Consider the following 15785-nt stretch of genomic DNA (forward strand, 5'->3'; position numbering starts at 1 on the left):
TAAAAGTTTAAATTTTCTCAAAAAAGAGAAAGGTAGAAAGAATATGATATATTCATGCTATCCAATCATTATTTTTAGGGAGAATAGGGAAATGACAAACAACAATCAAATAGGTGAAAATAAGGAACAAACTATTTTTGATCATAAAGGAAATACGATTATGACAGAAGATAGAGAAATACACATTATTTCAAAATTTGAAGAACCTCTTATTGTCGTATTAGCAAATGTACTAAGTGATGAAGAATGTGATGAATTAATTGAAATGTCTAAAAATAAAATGGAGCGTTCTAAAATTGGTTCATCACGTGATGTAAATGATATTCGAACAAGTAGCGGTGCATTTTTGGAAGATAATGAATTTACTTCAAAGATTGAAAAACGAATTTCATCTATCATGAATGTTCCTGCGTCGCATGGTGAAGGATTGCACATTTTAAATTATGAAGTGGATCAACAATATAAAGCACACTATGATTATTTTGCGGAACATAGTAGATCAGCTGCTAACAATCGTATTAGTACGCTTGTAATGTACTTAAATGATGTAGAAGAAGGCGGCGAAACGTACTTCCCAAAATTAAATCTTTCTGTACACCCTAGAAAGGGAATGGCAGTATACTTTGAGTATTTTTATCAAGATCAATCATTAAACGAGCTTACGTTACACGGAGGGGCACCTGTAACGAAAGGCGAGAAATGGATTGCAACGCAGTGGGTGAGAAGAGGTACTTATAAGTAAAAGCGAATGTTACGTTTTGTTCTTCATAGTATAAGAACAAAACGTTTTTTTATTAAACAAAGTAGTATCTTTCGTTATAATAACAATTAATAAATGACGATTGAGAGGACAGAAAATGAAATCTATATACATAACCGGCTATATGGGAGCAGGGAAAACAACAATTGGAAAAGCGTTAAGTAAAGAACTTCAAATGGATGTTGTAGATACTGATCAAAAAATCGAAGAGAAGCAAGAGAAGGTAATTCGAAATATTTTTGCCGAAGAAGGCGAAATGGCTTTTCGGGAATATGAAAGCGAAATGTTACGTGCGCTACCAGTCCATAATGTCATTATTACAACTGGTGGGGGAATTATTGAACGAGCGGAAAATCGCAAGTGGATGAAAGAGAACGGAACTGTCGTGTATTTATATTGTGATCCGCATGTAATTGCAGAAAGGCTTCGTGAAGATACGACACGTCCACTATTTCAAAAGAAAGATATAGATGCATTTGTAACGAAATTTGAATCACGCCGAGCTTATTATGAAGAGGCTCACATTCATATCGATACGACAAATAAGTCTGTAAAGCAAATTATGAATGAATTAAGGGAAAAGATTAATGTATAAAAAAGTGGACATACTAATCAAGTAGAGGTGATGATAATATGTCTACTAATGATTATGTTCGCTTTGTGACGCAGCAGTTTGTGTCGTATATGGATGCTCCAAAAGAAGATCGAAAACAAAAGAAAGAACAACGCCGTGCTGAAAAAGAGCCATTTATGAATAAGTGGTTTGGTGTTATGCCGCTGAGTGCTGCTTTGTTTTATCGAAATGTAAAAAGTAAAAGAAAAAAATCAAGTTAAATTTTAGTCATATGTCTAGCAAAATAAAGATGCCCTAGTGTCGTAATACACTAGGGCATCTTTGTTTACTGCACGGATTCTTGTTCTTCCGTAACGGCATGTATTTTATTGTTCACCCATACGAACCCTATTCCGATACAAATAGAAATACCCCATCCGACAGCGGTCATAATCGCTCTCATTTCACCGTAGCCATCTACACCAAAAACAGAGATGAAATAAATTTTTAAAAAGCTTTTTAATATAAATTGTAGCCCGAAAAATAACGTTAAATATTGCAGTGCTGGATATATACGACTATCACGATAAAGCTCACGACTTTTATCACGGTCATGACCTTGAAGTGCGGCAATATCTGCTGCGAAATATAACATAAGTGGTTTTTTTATAAAAATTGTACATATGACGATAATACCGAGTACGATGTGATAATATGCATCATTCCACAACATTCGTTCAGCTGACCCAGATAATAAATCTACCGTTGTATTAGAAATGAGTGTAATTAAAATAAAGAACCCTGTCACGTTAAACTGTTTTTCTTTTTTAAAGGTATACAGTGTATAAATAATCCCCGGAACAGAGGAAAGTAACATCGCGTAATAAGGATCGATATAAGGTTTTGCAAATTTCCAAATGAGGAATGGGATTACGAGATAAAAGACAAGATCTAATATAGCTTTTTTATTTTGATTCATACAAAGCCTCCTTAAGTCATACATATATTTTATAATATAATTTCTGAAAATTGTATAAGGTTTAATGGAAAAAGAAAAAATATATCAATTTTCGAGGGGGGTAGTAGATTGAAAAAAATTGCCCCTAGCGTAGTAAGTTTTTTTAGTATATAATAAAGGAAACGCTTTCATTTTTAGTTTGTTCACAAAATGGACGGAAAATCACATATTTACTATCGATATGTTGCTTTATAATGAAACTAATTAAATATACATGCATACAATATTGTGAAATAAATAACATAAATAATCTATATAAATGTAAACGTTATCAAAATAGAGAGGTGGAGACAATGAGTAAATTTTTCTTCAATCATAATCCAGCAACAGTAGAGGATGGAAGGCTTGTTAAATATGCTGAAATTATTTATGGAGAAGGTGGCCGTTCTGTATTAGAAAATTTAATGGTGAAGGCATCTATCAGATTGCGTGATCGTTATCCGAATAAATCTGACGAGCAGATCTCGAACCTAGTAAATAAAGGCATCCATGATATGTTTCAAAAATATGTGAGCGAGTAAGAGTGGCCAATGGCTGCTCTTATTTTTTTGTATAAGGATTGTAACTCTAGCTGAAAATAAACATGTATTCTGAAAAACGTAAAAAGGAGTGGGAAAGATGAGCAATGGAATTGGCCGTTCGAAAGAAAATCTTCCAACTGATGCAAATCATGTGAGCGCGAAGGATCGTGCGTATCAAAAACGCATGGCAAAGCAAAAACAACAAGAGCGTAATGAGGATAGAGAGTAACTCGAAATAAAGCTCCTTCTAAAGCAGAAGGAGCTTTATTTTGATAGAAAATGATTCGCGGTAACATAAAAGAGTCCACCGTTAATAATTTGCACTGTAATACGTGGTTCATACTGTTCTTGCAGAGCTTGTTTTTCAATTTCATAGCTCTCAGGAAGTTCGTCACTTTCTTCATAAAAACGGTTTAAAAGGTCTAAATCATGATTCCAACGCACTCTTGCTTCTTTTGCCCACGTATGGTCATCTTCTGCAATTATATTTTTTAAAGCGTCTTCTATGCGTTGTAAACCACTTTGAGGTTTAATGATGGGCGAGAGCGTAAAACAAAAATCAGGTATTTTTGGTTTAAGTTTAATGTTTGTTAATGTTTCATGAAAGTTTGCCATCATTGTTCCAGAAATGAGATGAATACCAATCGAGTGAAGGATGTCTTTTTTTCGATCACATTGATAGGAAACTTTTATATTAATACCGAGCCAAGGGTGGAGCGGTGTATGTGTTGCCCCATTATGTCTTACATCCTCATATAAACGTATGTAAGAGCCTAATTCTTTTGTCGTTTGGAAAATTTGATGTAGACGTGGTGAACCGTAGTGAATAAGCTCACCATCATTTTCTTCATTTTCTGGATTTGTAATAAGAGTAAGGCGCATCGGATTCGGTACGCCTCCTGTTTTCTCAAGATAGTGCCAATAAAAAGGGCGATTCATTAATAATTTATCCATCTCAATTGTTAACTGTACATCTAATAAATGAGGAGAACGTTCTAAAATTTCACAGTTATTCGCCTCAAAGAAATTGTATAAGTAATTATGAATTTCATGTTGCTGCATAGCCTTGCACCTCAGCTTCATTTCGTTTCGCAAAGTCGATTATAGATGTTAAGTTTTCCATCTTAATTCTAATTTCACCTTCGCTTTTTGATTGCGCGAAAATTTCTTGAATGTGCGCGTCGATGTTTTTCATATTAATTCTCGTTAAAATTTCATCGAGTTCACCGATAACACGCTCGAATAAGTTGATTTTTTCATATAACAGTTTCAGAATATGTTCTTCAACAGTATGCTTTGTAGCTAAGTTATAAATATGAACATCATTCTTTTGACCGAGACGGTGAATACGTCCGATTCTTTGCTCAAGACGCATTGGATTCCATGGCAAATCATAATTGATCATATGGCTACAAAACTGTAAGTTAATGCCTTCTCCGCCAGCTTCCGTTGCAATTAACACTTGGGCACGATTTTGGAAAAGTTCCTTCATCCAATCTTTCTTCCCGCGTTTAAATCCGCCGCGGAATGGGACAGAAGAAATACCGTGTTGTTGTAAAAACCATTGTAAGTACATCTGTGATGCTCGGTATTCCGTGAAAATGACGACTTTATCGTCAATTTCTTTTATAAGCTCTAGAGCTTTAGTTGCTTTCGAGTTGAAAGGAATATGATTAATTTTGTCCATTAGCACATCGATATGTGGATCTTTTATATAATGTTCGTTTTCTTTCTGTCTTTTTTCTACATGCTTTTTCAATGAATAGTAAACAGCCTCACGACTACTACATGCTTCCCGTTTTAAAGTTAACGATGAGAAAGCAGATGTGAAGGCGTCTTGTCCTCGCCAATTTTCGATATCATTATATAGAGCTTGTTCTTGTTCATTAAACTCAACAAAAATTGTACGTACATGTCTCTTCGGCCAATCGATACCGGTATTATGTCGTCTATTTCGCACCATTACTTTATTAATGAGAGCTTTTAAGTCTTCATCTGATTCGGCTGAGCGATTTTTGGAAGCGTAATATTCTTCAAAGTTGGATTGATTGCCTAAATGTCCTGGTTTTAATAAAGAAACAAGGTTAAAAATTTCATCAATCTTATTTTGAACAGGAGTAGCGGTTAGTAATAAACAAAACTTCTTTTTTAATCGTTGTGCAAATTCATAGTTTTTTGTTTTATTATTTTTCAGTTTATGTGCTTCATCGATAATAATAAGGTCATATTCTAAGTTCAACACGATATCGCGATGTGGTGAACGTTTCGCAGTATCAATTGATGATACGATTACGTCAGCTTGTTCCCACGAGTAGCTTTTCTTTTGTGCTACAGCGGGAATGAAAAACTTTGTATTCAGCTCGTATGCCCATTGTGATACGAGAGAAGCTGGGACAAGTATAAGTACCTTTTTCACAAGCCCGCGGACCATGTATTCTTTCAAAATAAGTCCAGCTTCGATTGTTTTTCCAAGACCTACTTCATCTGCTAGAATCGCTTTACCATTCATTTGTTCAATTACATTTTGAGCGACTTCTAATTGATGCGGAAGCGGTGTGAAATGGGATAAATGTTTCGGTGCTTGTAGTCCATCAAAAGTAGGAACAAGTAACGATTTTTCTGTTTCATAAGCTAAGTGATATAAATCCCAGTTTGTCCAAGGACCATCTTCATCAATTCTATTTAAAAAATTGTTTTGCCACGTCCGATCTACGGAAATATCGACATTCATTACGACTCTCCCACCTTTTATAAACTAAAGTAATTATTTTTTAATGTATGATGATTTGCCTTAAAAGAAGGCATAATTATCGTTATTAAAGGCTATATGATAGACAATAATAAAGTATTAAATCTCAAAAGCTGTATTTATTGTGTTTTAACATAAAAAATTCTAAATTATTTTTTATGCTAGAATATTGATGAAATATAGCGAATGATGTTAGGATAATGGTGTGAAATGTGTGGAATCTTTCGTATTTTATCCAAGAAAGTGATTTTTTATTTACGCTTTCATAAAAAAATATAATGAGATTCCGTATATCCTATCTTTTCAGAATGAAAATGTTTAGAAAAGGGAAGCAACTTTTATTGATTTGTCAAAGCATAAGGGGGAGAGAGCATGATTACATTACAACGTACACCGTTATTTGATGTATACGCGAAGTATGGTGGGAAAACAATCGACTTCGGTGGTTGGGAATTACCAGTTCAATTTTCAAGCATTAAAGAAGAACACGAAGCTGTACGTACAGCTGCAGGTTTGTTCGATGTGTCTCATATGGGAGAAGTTGAAGTAAAAGGTGTAGATAGTTTAGCATTTTTACAACGTGTTGTTACAAATGACGTATCTACCTTAAAGGTAGGGGGCGCACAATATACAGCTATGTGCTACGAAAATGGTGGTACAGTAGATGATTTATTAATCTACAAACGTGGTGAAGAAGACTATTTATTAGTAATCAATGCATCAAATATCGAGAAAGATTACGAATGGTTAGCAAGTCATGTAATTGGCGATGCGACAGTAGTCAATGTTTCTAGTGAAGTTGCACAGCTTGCAATTCAAGGACCAAAAGCAGAAGGCATTTTACAAAAAGTTGTGTCAGAAGATTTGAAAGAAATTAAGTTCTTTAAATTTAAAAACGATATTCTTGTAGATGGAATTCCAGCACTTGTATCTCGTACAGGTTACACAGGTGAAGATGGATTCGAAATTTACTGTAAGAGTGAAGATGCTGCAAAACTTTGGGAGAAACTTCTTGAAGTTGGAGCAGAAGAGGGCTTAAAAGCATGTGGTTTAGGTGCTCGTGATACACTTCGATTCGAAGCAACATTACCACTTTATGGACAAGAATTATCAAAAGATATTACACCGATTGAGGCTGGAATTGGCTTTGCGGTAAAAACAAATAAAGAAGCAGACTTCTTTGGAAAAGCAACGTTAAAAGAGCAAAAAGAAAACGGTGCGCCTCGTAAATTAGTCGGCATCGAAGTAATCGAACGTGGAATTCCTCGTACGCATTACCCTGTATTTATTGGTGAAGAAAAAATTGGGGAAGTAACAAGTGGTACACAATCTCCAACGTTAAAGAAAAGCATTGGTTTAGCACTAATTGATGTAAAATACGCAGCAGTTGATACAGAAGTAGAAATTGAAATTCGTAATAAACGCGTCAAAGCAGTAGTTGTTCCAACACCATTTTACAAACGTTCAAAGTAACGGGGAGAGGGGTAGATTTCATGTTGCATCGTTATCTTCCAATGACAGAAGAAGACAAAAAAGAAATGTTACAAACGATCGGCGTTCAAACGATCGATGAATTATTCTCTGATATTCCAGAGAGTGTTCGTTTTAAAGGGGATTTAAAAATTAAAGAAGCAAAATCAGAGCCAGAGCTTTTAAAAGAGCTATCTCAAATGGCTAATAAAAATGCTAACTTAAAAGAATACGCTTCTTTCTTAGGAGCAGGCGTATACGATCATTATGCTCCAGTAATTGTAGATCATGTTATTTCTCGCTCAGAATTTTATACAGCTTATACACCATACCAACCGGAAATTTCACAAGGGGAATTACAAGCAATCTTTGAATTCCAAACAATGATTTGTGAATTAACAGGAATGGATGTAGCAAACTCTTCTATGTATGACGGGGGTACAGCTTTAGCTGAAGCGGCAATGTTAGCAGCTGGCCATACTCGCAAAAAGAAAATTCTTGTATCTAGCGCGGTTCATCCAGAATCAAGAGCAGTACTTGAAACGTATGCAAAAGGTCAAAATCTTGAAGTTGTTGAAATTAATCATAAAGATGGTGTAACAGATTTAGACGTATTACAAAGTGAAGTAGATGATACAGTTGCTTGTGTAATCGTTCAATATCCAAACTTCTTCGGACAAGTTGAAAAATTAGCTGATATTGAAAAAATCGTTCATCAACAAAAATCATTATTTATCGTTTCTTCAAATCCATTATCATTAGGCGCATTAACACCACCAGGGAAATTTGGTGCTGATATTGTAATCGGTGATGCACAACCATTCGGTATTCCAACGCAGTTTGGTGGACCGCACTGTGGTTACTTTGCAACAACGAAAGCATTTATGCGTAAAATTCCAGGACGTCTTGTTGGACAAACTGTAGATTCAGATGGTAAACGTGGATTTGTATTAACGTTACAAGCACGTGAACAGCATATTCGTCGTGATAAAGCGACATCTAACATTTGTTCAAACCAAGCGTTAAATGCATTAGCAGCTTCTGTTGCAATGACGGCACTTGGCAAACAAGGTGTGAAAGAAATGGCACGTCAAAACATTTCTAAAGCACAGTATGCAAAACGTCAATTTGAAGCGAAAGGCTTCACAGTAACATTTGCTGGACCATTCTTCAATGAGTTTGTTGTAGATTGCAAACGTCCAGTGAAAGAAGTAAACGATGCATTATTACAAAAGAATATTATCGGTGGTTACGATCTAGGCCGTGATTATAAAGAGCATGAAAACCATATGCTTGTAGCAGTAACTGAGCTTCGTACAAAAGAGGAAATTGACACACTTGTAAACGAAATGGGGGCTATCCAATGAAGAACCAAGACCAAGCACTTATCTTTGAAGTGAGTAAAGAAGGACGCGTAGGATATAGCTTACCCAAATTAGATGTAGAAGAAGTGAAACTAGAAGATGTGTTTGAGAGCGATTATATTCGAGTAGAAGATGCAGAGCTACCAGAAGTATCTGAACTTGATATTATGCGCCACTATACAGCACTTTCAAACCGTAACCACGGTGTTGATTCTGGATTCTATCCACTTGGATCTTGTACGATGAAATATAATCCGAAAATTAATGAGAGTGTAGCTCGTTTCGCAGGATTTGCAAATATTCATCCACTGCAAGATGAAAAGACAGTACAAGGTGCAATGGAATTAATGTACGACTTACAAGAGCATTTAATTGAAATTACAGGTATGGATACTGTTACTTTACAACCAGCAGCTGGTGCACACGGAGAATGGACAGGTTTAATGTTAATTCGTGCATACCATGAAGCGAATGGTGACTTTAACCGTACGAAAGTAATTGTACCTGACTCTGCTCACGGAACGAACCCAGCATCTGCAACTGTAGCTGGTTTTGAAACAATTACAGTAAAATCAAATGAAAATGGCCTTGTTGACTTAGAAGACTTAAAACGTGTTGTAAACGAAGAAACAGCAGCACTTATGTTAACAAATCCTAATACATTAGGTCTATTCGAAGAAAATATTTTAGAAATGGCAGAAATCGTCCATAATGCAGGCGGTAAATTATACTATGATGGTGCAAACTTAAATGCGGTATTAAGCCAAGCACGCCCAGGAGATATGGGATTTGACGTTGTGCATTTAAACCTTCATAAAACATTTACAGGTCCTCACGGCGGTGGTGGCCCAGGTTCTGGTCCAGTAGGTGTGAAAGCTGATTTAATTCCGTACTTACCAAAACCGATTTTAGAGAAAACGGAAAGTGGTTATCACTTTAACTACGACCGCCCAGAAGCAATTGGTCGTGTGAAACCATTCTATGGTAACTTCGGAATTAACGTTCGTGCATACACGTATATTCGCTCTATGGGTCCAGATGGTTTGCGTGCAGTAACGGAGTATGCTGTATTAAATGCGAACTATATGATGAGAAGATTAGCGCCATTCTATGATCTTCCATTCGATAGACATTGTAAGCATGAATTTGTATTATCAGGTCGTCGTCAAAAGAAACTTGGTGTACGTACATTAGATATTGCAAAACGTCTGCTTGATTTTGGTTACCATCCACCAACAATTTACTTCCCATTAAATGTGGAAGAATGTATTATGATTGAGCCGACAGAAACAGAATCAAAAGAAACATTAGATGGTTTCATTGATAAGATGATTCAAATCGCTAAAGAAGTAGAAGAAAATCCAGAAGTTGTACAAGAAGCACCGCATACGACAGTCATTAAACGTTTAGACGAAACGATGGCTGCACGTAAACCAGTTTTACGTTATGCAAAGCCAGCTCCTGTACAAGTTTGATTAGAATAACAAAAGAAGAACTCGCTGAGGCGGGTTCTTTTTTTGTATGGATAATTTGTCCCGCATTAACGGACAGTAAACTTCCAACTCAAAACTTAGCTGGTGCAAAGAAGTCAGGTGGGAGATAAACTGTCCGTAAATGCCCGATTGGTTCAACTAATAATCAGTGGGGATGAACAAAAATCCCCACTGATTAAAGTTTCACTTTATGCAGAAATAGTGAAGAAAATGTTAAAAAAATATATTTTTTGTTTCCTAATGGTGTAAAGGTGTAGTTTTATAGGTAGTTTTGTTGAAAAAGTCGGTTTGATAAAAGTATTTATTTTTGTTAGAATTTTATTGAAATTAAGAAGATGTGATGAGGCAAAGATTACTCATTTTTATGTATATGTGAAAAAACGAACAAGACGGGGGTGAAAGTGTGGGATATCGATGTTATAGAATGGTATACCATTTAGAAAATGGAGAAACAATTAAAGATGTAAAAGAATTTTGCTATCGAGACCAAGGAAAAGTGTTAGAAAGAGTAGCAAATCGTGTAATGGATAATAGAGAAGTGACGGCGATTGATAAACAAGGAACAATCATTTCAATAGCATGTGAGGACATTGTAAAGGTAGAACTTGATTACATAACAGAAAGTTAACCTTGAGTCATATCGAATTATTCGATAAAATAAACTGTTGAATGGTGAAGTGAGAAGAGAGGAGTTTATCATGGGTAGTACAAGACACTTTTATATGTTTATCTTAGCGTTTGTTCTTGTTGTGGCATTAACGATTTACTTAATTGTTGACAGCAGCTGGTACAACACAGTTCATCCGGCATTCCTTCTGTTTATGTATATAGGAATTGCAGTAGTAAGTTTCGGAATGAGAGACGAGATGTTAGATCGCTTTGAAAAGTGATACATATACGAAAGACCAACAGGAAAATGTTGGTCTTTTTTTCTTGCCAAAAATAGGATGGTGTGTATATACTGTATATATAAGGTATACACAGTATATACACACACTGGAGGAAAACATGAATATTATTATTTCGAATTCTTCCCAAGACCCTATTTATGTGCAAATAAGAAAACAATTAAGCCAGCTTATTTTAAATGGTGGTTTAAAGGGTGGAGACCAATTACCGTCTATTCGTAGCTTAGCGAAGGAATTGCAAATTAGTGTAATTACAACGAAGCGTGCATACGAGGAGCTTGAAAAAGAAGGATATATAGAAACTGTTGCTGGGAAGGGGACTTATGTTTCACGTAAAAATAATGAACTATTAAAAGAACAAAGGCTTCGCCTATTGGAAAGTAAAGCTGAAGAAATCGTAAAAGAAAGTAAAGTGTTGCAGCTTTCACTTGAAGAATTGCAGCAGATGGTTGCGTGTTTATATAAGGGGGAATAAGAGATGTTAGAGCTAAAAAATGTTTGTAAAAGTTATGAAGGTTTCGCAGTGAAAAATATAAGTTTTACGTTACCACGAGGATATATTATGGGGTTTGTCGGACCAAATGGTGCTGGGAAAAGTACAACGATCAAAATGATTATGAATTTAATTAGAAAAGATAGCGGCGATATAAAAATTTTTGGCAAAGACAATAAGAAAGCCGAAAAGGACATAAAACAAAATATTGGTTTTGTATATGATGAAAATCATTATTACGAAGATTTAACGTGTGAACAAATGAAGCGTATTATTGCACCGTTATATAAAAAGTGGGACGAAGAGCAGTATCAATCGTATATGCATAGATTGCAAGTTCCAAAGTATAAAAAAATTAAAGAGCTATCTAAAGGGATGAAAATGAAGTTTGCGATTGCCATCGCACTTTCGCACCACGCAGAGTTTATTATTATGGACGAACCGACAGCAGGGTTAGATCCAGTTGTTCGAAGTGAATTACTTGATATGTTGCAAGAAATTGTAATGGAAGATGAAGTATCCGTATTATTCTCAACGCACATTACAACAGATTTAGAGCGCATTGCAGATTATATTACGTTCATCAATGATGGAGAAATTATATTTACTGGTGAAAAAGAAGACTTAATGGAGAACTACGTAATCGTAAAAGGAAGTAATGATTTATTAGACCGAGAAGGAAAAGAACTATTTGTTGGATTACGAAAAAATAAATTTGGTTTTGAAGGTTTAGCGAAGGATAAACAAACAATTATCGATTGGTTTGGAAATGAGGTTGTACTAGAAAAGCCTACATTAGATGACATTATCGTTTACACTGCGAAAGGGAGAGGTGCCTATGCGTCAGCTTGTATATAAAGATTTGTTCTTTTTTCGGGTAATGTGGTTAGTGAATTTTGTTATGCCTCTTTTGTTTTTTATGTTAGAGCCAAGTGGTGAATTTTTATTTCCGATGAGTTGTCTATTTATAACCCTCTCCTCCGTTATGACGTTAACCTTTATGGATGAAAGAAATAAAAGTGACATTATTATAAATAGTTTACCAGTAAGTCGAAAGGATATCATAATTGCTAGATATATTTCCTGTGCAATATTTATTGTCGGTGCCATGGTTTCAACTATGATAATTGTATTCCTTTTAAGAGGTATTGCTGTTATTGATGATATTGGTGTATACCATCCTAATTTTCATGTTGAAATTCCATGGTATGTAGTGGTAAGTGGAGTGATTTATTCTGTAGTATTTGTGGCGACATTTTTTCCTAGTTATTATGGTACAAAATCAAAGGGCATGAGAAGTATAGTATCAGCGGCAGCAATGGGGATTGGTGTACTTCTTTGGATATTTATTAGTGATGGGCTGAATGAAACAACATCTTCATTCAGTGAGTGGATTATGAATCCAGTACATATTGGTGTATTTACAGTTGGAGGAATGATATTAGCTAGTGCCTATATCGCTTCTATGTTTCTTACAATTAAAATTTATGAAACGCGTGATTTATAGAGAGGAGAATTTATATGCAACAATTGATTTTGAAGGAGTTTTTCTTACAGAAGAAGATGTTTCCTTTCTATTTTTTAATACCCATTTTATCTATTTTTAAGGATTCCGTCGAACCAATGGGGATTGCAATAGGATTATTTATAACATGCAGTACGATCATATATATTTCTTTTTATTATGAAGAGAAAAGTAAAACAGAAAAAATATTAGTGAGTTTGCCTATAACGAGAACAGAGATAGTTATAGCTAAATATATTGCAAGTTCATTATTTATTATGGCTGGTTTGAGTGTAACTTTTATAGTCGTAATATTAGGAAATATTTTATTGAACAGAGATATAGTTATGCCTGGGTATGCAATATTTTCAGCAATAGTAGCAACTTTGATTTATTGTGCAGTAACGATACCGACTAATTACATTGGGGGATATAAAGTTATTACAGTCTTGAATTTGATTATGCTGTTTCCTTTAATAGGTATGATTGGTCTTATGTGCAATATTTTTGGTGATAAAACAATTATGTTAAAAGTACTTCACTCTCAAGAGGCTACACAAGCAATGAGTGTTCTTGGTATGGGAGTATTAGTGAGTATATTCATATCAATGTTCCTCTCAATGAAAATGTTTCAGCAGGCGGAGTTATAGAAGGGACATTTTCATATTAGGAGGTGCAATACATGATCAAGCAATTAGTTTTAAAAGATATGATGATGCAAAGAAAGTTAGGGTTTGTTTATCTTATATGTTTTTTGTTTCTGCTCATTGTTGATTTTAGTAGTGATAGTTTTTTGATGACATTTAGTATGTTTGTACCTGCTCTTGGCATGATACTGTCAATGAGTTATGAGGGGAAAAATAAAAGTGAACTGATAGTAAATAGTTTACCGTTTGACCGTAAAGATCTTGTCATAGGGAAATACATATTTGTAAGTATTTTAGTTGCTCTAGGTGGATGTTTCTCACTAGTGATTGGTTTAATACAGTTGCAAAATGAGCATATGACTGGGTTTATGCTGTGGGGAGAAATTCTCGGAGGTATAACAGGTGGGTTTGTTTGTGGCATAATTGTACTTCCGATTGAATTCTCAGTAGGATATAGCAGTGCCAAACAAATTGCTCCGTTCGCCGGACTTGCATTGGGATATTTGAGTGGATTGATTGTAAGTAACGTTTGGTTAGATGTAGAAAATGCTTGGAACACGAGTCTAGTCGTAAATATTTGTTTTATAGCAGGATTGCTTCTTTTATATGTTATGTCTATGTTTTTCTCAATTCATTTGTACAATGAGCGTGATTTATAAGGAGGGAGCGATTGTGAAGCAACTAATTTTAAAAGATTTCATTATTCAATGGAAATTTTTAATTTGGTATACATTGTATCCAGTTTTCTTTTATATGGCCTTAACAGATACGGAAAATCTGTTCATAATTATGTCAGTAATTATTACAATTGGGGCAACAGTAAAAACATTTGAAGCAGATAGTAAAAATGAGAGTGAAGTTATAGTAAATAGTTTACCAATATTGAGAAAACAAATTGTGTATGCGAAATATATAGTAGCAATTATTATTCTTTTTATAAGTGTAACGGTCGGTTGTTTCACGATGGGAATGAAGAGTGGGGTTAACTTATTTGAATTTATTGAAACGACAATGGTTGCTAGTATTAGCTTTATTTTATTGTATTTAAGTTTTGTTTTACCAATATCCTTTTGGCTAGGGTATAAGAAAACCATTTTCATTACAATAGTAATATTCATGGCACCGATAGTTGTTTTAGAAGCTTTGTTTCAAATTAACTTAGAACAAATTCAACTATACAACAGCTTGTTATTCATTAGTTCCATGTGCATGTTCATAGCATCTACCTTTGTTTCAGTAAAAATATATGAAAAAAGAGAATTTTAAAAGGTGCCTTAAAAAAGGCACCTTCTTCAATAACGACAATACGAGAGCAGTAGTTTATAAAAAGAAACGCTATTTGGCACATCTTTCGGAGTATGTAATATAAAGCTGAAAACGATGATGAGAATAAGAAATAGGAAAAATAAAAATAGGATTTGCTTATGTATAGAATTTTGCATATTATTCACTCCTTTTTTTAGGTAGTATGTCCAAAAGAAAGGAGTGTATGAAAAATGTTAGGAGGGGAGAATGATGAACAAAAGAAAATGGTTATATAGAATAGGAATATTTTTATTTTCAATCGGTCTCATATTAGCAAATGTTTACTCGGATATACCACCGTTATTTCCAAGTTTACATAAAAGGGTTGGTATAAGTATTGCCATAGTTGGTCTGTTTTGTCTTATCACATCTAACTTCTACAGAAAGTCTGAATGAATATAAAAAAGGACAGTTACTCTTTTTCAGAAGTACTGTCCTTTTTTAATAACTTATTCCATAGTTTGGCGATACTCCATATAATGACGATTGCAATGGAGGCGATAATGGACCAAACAATTGATATAATTTCAATTGTCATGTTAGGAAGGAATGTGAGAATGGATAATACTTTATGAAACAATGATTCTATTATATGAAAACTTATTTGTAATAGAATGACGATACCAAGTGTGATCCATGCTAATATTTTCTTTCCTTGTTCTTTCCACATGACATTCACCTCACGTTAGCTTAATAGTTTTAAGCCAACAGCGCCGCATAGAATACAGCTTAAGAAAGCAAGACGACGCCAATCCGCTGATTCTCGGAAAATGAGAATGCCTAGAAGTGCACTTCCAGCAGTTCCGATTCCAGTCCAAATTGCGTAAGCAGTTCCCATCGGTAATGTGTTCATCGCAAGAGATAAGAAGAAGAAGCTTACGCCGAAGTTAGCGATTAAAATAACTTTTGGTGCCCAGCCTTTCTTTTCAGTGGCTACTTTCATAAAGAGTACACCAATAATTTCACAAATACCAGCTAGAATTAAAAATACCCAAGCCAT

At 34.8% G+C, this 15785-nt stretch carries 23 protein-coding genes; 17 read left to right on the forward strand and 6 right to left on the reverse strand.

Features of this window, described 5'->3' with window-relative positions; genetic code table 11:
• Positions 1-91: 91 nt before the first annotated feature.
• The 3 genes from ACTFO4_RS03225 (at position 92) to ACTFO4_RS03235 (ending at position 1594) form a co-directional block, all read left to right on the forward strand.
• A complete protein-coding gene (locus tag ACTFO4_RS03225; protein WP_000183856.1) occupies positions 92-742 on the forward strand; it encodes a 2OG-Fe(II) oxygenase in 651 nt (216 codons plus the stop codon).
• Positions 743-857: 115 nt separating this feature from the next.
• On the forward strand, positions 858-1355 hold the full coding sequence (aroK, locus tag ACTFO4_RS03230) for a shikimate kinase AroK (RefSeq protein ID WP_440013148.1): 498 nt from the start codon (positions 858-860) through the stop codon (positions 1353-1355).
• Between the two features lie 38 nt (positions 1356-1393).
• Positions 1394-1594 carry a YqzE family protein gene (locus ACTFO4_RS03235; protein ID WP_000106083.1) on the forward strand — a complete coding sequence of 67 codons (201 nt, stop codon included), beginning with the start codon at positions 1394-1396 and terminating at the stop codon, positions 1592-1594.
• A 65-nt stretch (positions 1595-1659) separates the two neighbouring features.
• On the opposite strand, the gene ACTFO4_RS03240 is transcribed toward ACTFO4_RS03235, so the two are convergent.
• Both ACTFO4_RS03240 and ACTFO4_RS03245 read right to left on the reverse strand, forming a co-directional pair.
• Positions 1660-2292: a VC0807 family protein gene (locus ACTFO4_RS03240; RefSeq protein WP_001073111.1), complete on the reverse strand. Its 633-nt coding sequence runs from the start codon at positions 2290-2292 to the stop codon at positions 1660-1662.
• 142 nt (positions 2293-2434) lie between these two features.
• Positions 2435-2551, reverse strand: a complete 117-nt coding sequence (locus ACTFO4_RS03245; RefSeq protein WP_003279814.1) for a hypothetical protein — start codon at positions 2549-2551, stop codon at positions 2435-2437.
• A gap of 73 nt (positions 2552-2624) precedes the next feature.
• Between ACTFO4_RS03245 and ACTFO4_RS03250 the strand changes: the two genes are divergently transcribed.
• Positions 2625-2852 (forward strand): hypothetical protein, encoded by a 228-nt coding sequence (locus tag ACTFO4_RS03250; RefSeq protein ID WP_000032702.1) that lies wholly within the window; start codon positions 2625-2627, stop codon positions 2850-2852.
• 97 nt (positions 2853-2949) lie between these two features.
• Positions 2950-3081 carry a hypothetical protein gene (locus tag ACTFO4_RS03255; protein WP_000064668.1) on the forward strand — a complete coding sequence of 44 codons (132 nt, stop codon included), beginning with the start codon at positions 2950-2952 and terminating at the stop codon, positions 3079-3081.
• A gap of 35 nt (positions 3082-3116) precedes the next feature.
• Here ACTFO4_RS03255 and ACTFO4_RS03260 read toward each other — a convergent pair whose 3' ends face one another.
• Positions 3117-3914, reverse strand: a complete 798-nt coding sequence (locus ACTFO4_RS03260; RefSeq protein WP_440013146.1) for a YqhG family protein — start codon at positions 3912-3914, stop codon at positions 3117-3119.
• Entirely contained in the window at positions 3901-5583 is a 1683-nt protein-coding gene (locus ACTFO4_RS03265; protein WP_001100040.1) for a DEAD/DEAH box helicase, read from the reverse strand. Before ACTFO4_RS03265 ends, ACTFO4_RS03260 begins: the two co-directional genes overlap by 14 nt.
• A 390-nt stretch (positions 5584-5973) precedes the next feature.
• Between ACTFO4_RS03265 and gcvT the strand changes: the two genes are divergently transcribed.
• The 12 genes from gcvT (at position 5974) to ACTFO4_RS03325 (ending at position 15181) form a co-directional block, all read left to right on the forward strand.
• Positions 5974-7074 (forward strand): glycine cleavage system aminomethyltransferase GcvT, encoded by a 1101-nt coding sequence (gene gcvT, locus ACTFO4_RS03270; protein WP_000631769.1) that lies wholly within the window; start codon positions 5974-5976, stop codon positions 7072-7074.
• A gap of 20 nt (positions 7075-7094) precedes the next feature.
• Positions 7095-8438 carry an aminomethyl-transferring glycine dehydrogenase subunit 1 gene (gcvPA, locus tag ACTFO4_RS03275; protein WP_000903228.1) on the forward strand — a complete coding sequence of 448 codons (1344 nt, stop codon included), beginning with the start codon at positions 7095-7097 and terminating at the stop codon, positions 8436-8438.
• Positions 8435-9910, forward strand: coding sequence for an aminomethyl-transferring glycine dehydrogenase subunit 2 (gcvPB, locus tag ACTFO4_RS03280; RefSeq protein ID WP_074047462.1), 1476 nt, complete (start codon positions 8435-8437; stop codon positions 9908-9910). The genes gcvPA and gcvPB overlap by 4 nt, the downstream gene beginning before the upstream one ends.
• Before the next feature lie 442 nt (positions 9911-10352).
• Positions 10353-10556: a DUF3929 family protein gene (locus ACTFO4_RS03285; RefSeq protein ID WP_000262496.1), complete on the forward strand. Its 204-nt coding sequence runs from the start codon at positions 10353-10355 to the stop codon at positions 10554-10556.
• Between the two features lie 70 nt (positions 10557-10626).
• Complete coding sequence (locus tag ACTFO4_RS03290; protein WP_000535933.1) at positions 10627-10818, forward strand: hypothetical protein; 192 nt, start codon at positions 10627-10629, stop codon at positions 10816-10818.
• Positions 10819-10936: 118 nt separating this feature from the next.
• A complete protein-coding gene (locus ACTFO4_RS03295; protein ID WP_440013144.1) occupies positions 10937-11311 on the forward strand; it encodes a GntR family transcriptional regulator in 375 nt (124 codons plus the stop codon).
• A gap of 3 nt (positions 11312-11314) precedes the next feature.
• Positions 11315-12187 carry an ABC transporter ATP-binding protein gene (locus tag ACTFO4_RS03300; protein ID WP_416809471.1) on the forward strand — a complete coding sequence of 291 codons (873 nt, stop codon included), beginning with the start codon at positions 11315-11317 and terminating at the stop codon, positions 12185-12187.
• A complete protein-coding gene (locus tag ACTFO4_RS03305) occupies positions 12168-12836 on the forward strand; it encodes an ABC-2 transporter permease (RefSeq protein ID WP_440013142.1) in 669 nt (222 codons plus the stop codon). Before ACTFO4_RS03300 ends, ACTFO4_RS03305 begins: the two co-directional genes overlap by 20 nt.
• A gap of 14 nt (positions 12837-12850) precedes the next feature.
• Entirely contained in the window at positions 12851-13483 is a 633-nt protein-coding gene (locus tag ACTFO4_RS03310; protein WP_440013139.1) for an ABC-2 transporter permease, read from the forward strand.
• 32 nt (positions 13484-13515) lie between these two features.
• Complete coding sequence (locus tag ACTFO4_RS03315) at positions 13516-14139, forward strand: ABC-2 transporter permease (RefSeq protein ID WP_000595380.1); 624 nt, start codon at positions 13516-13518, stop codon at positions 14137-14139.
• A gap of 13 nt (positions 14140-14152) precedes the next feature.
• A complete protein-coding gene (locus ACTFO4_RS03320; RefSeq protein ID WP_440013137.1) occupies positions 14153-14746 on the forward strand; it encodes an ABC-2 transporter permease in 594 nt (197 codons plus the stop codon).
• Between the two features lie 246 nt (positions 14747-14992).
• On the forward strand, positions 14993-15181 hold the full coding sequence (locus tag ACTFO4_RS03325; RefSeq protein ID WP_002164431.1) for a hypothetical protein: 189 nt from the start codon (positions 14993-14995) through the stop codon (positions 15179-15181).
• A 16-nt stretch (positions 15182-15197) separates the two neighbouring features.
• Here ACTFO4_RS03325 and ACTFO4_RS03330 read toward each other — a convergent pair whose 3' ends face one another.
• Together ACTFO4_RS03330 and ACTFO4_RS03335 are read right to left on the reverse strand one after the other, a co-directional pair.
• Entirely contained in the window at positions 15198-15455 is a 258-nt protein-coding gene (locus ACTFO4_RS03330; protein WP_326263159.1) for a DUF3975 family protein, read from the reverse strand.
• 15 nt (positions 15456-15470) lie between these two features.
• Positions 15471-15785, reverse strand: a complete 315-nt coding sequence (locus tag ACTFO4_RS03335) for a DMT family transporter (RefSeq protein WP_000312623.1) — start codon at positions 15783-15785, stop codon at positions 15471-15473.

The sequence above is a fragment of the Bacillus cereus group sp. MYBKT14-1 genome (assembly GCF_051915185.1).
Taxonomy (GTDB): Bacteria; Bacillota; Bacilli; order Bacillales; family Bacillaceae_G; genus Bacillus_A; species Bacillus_A cereus.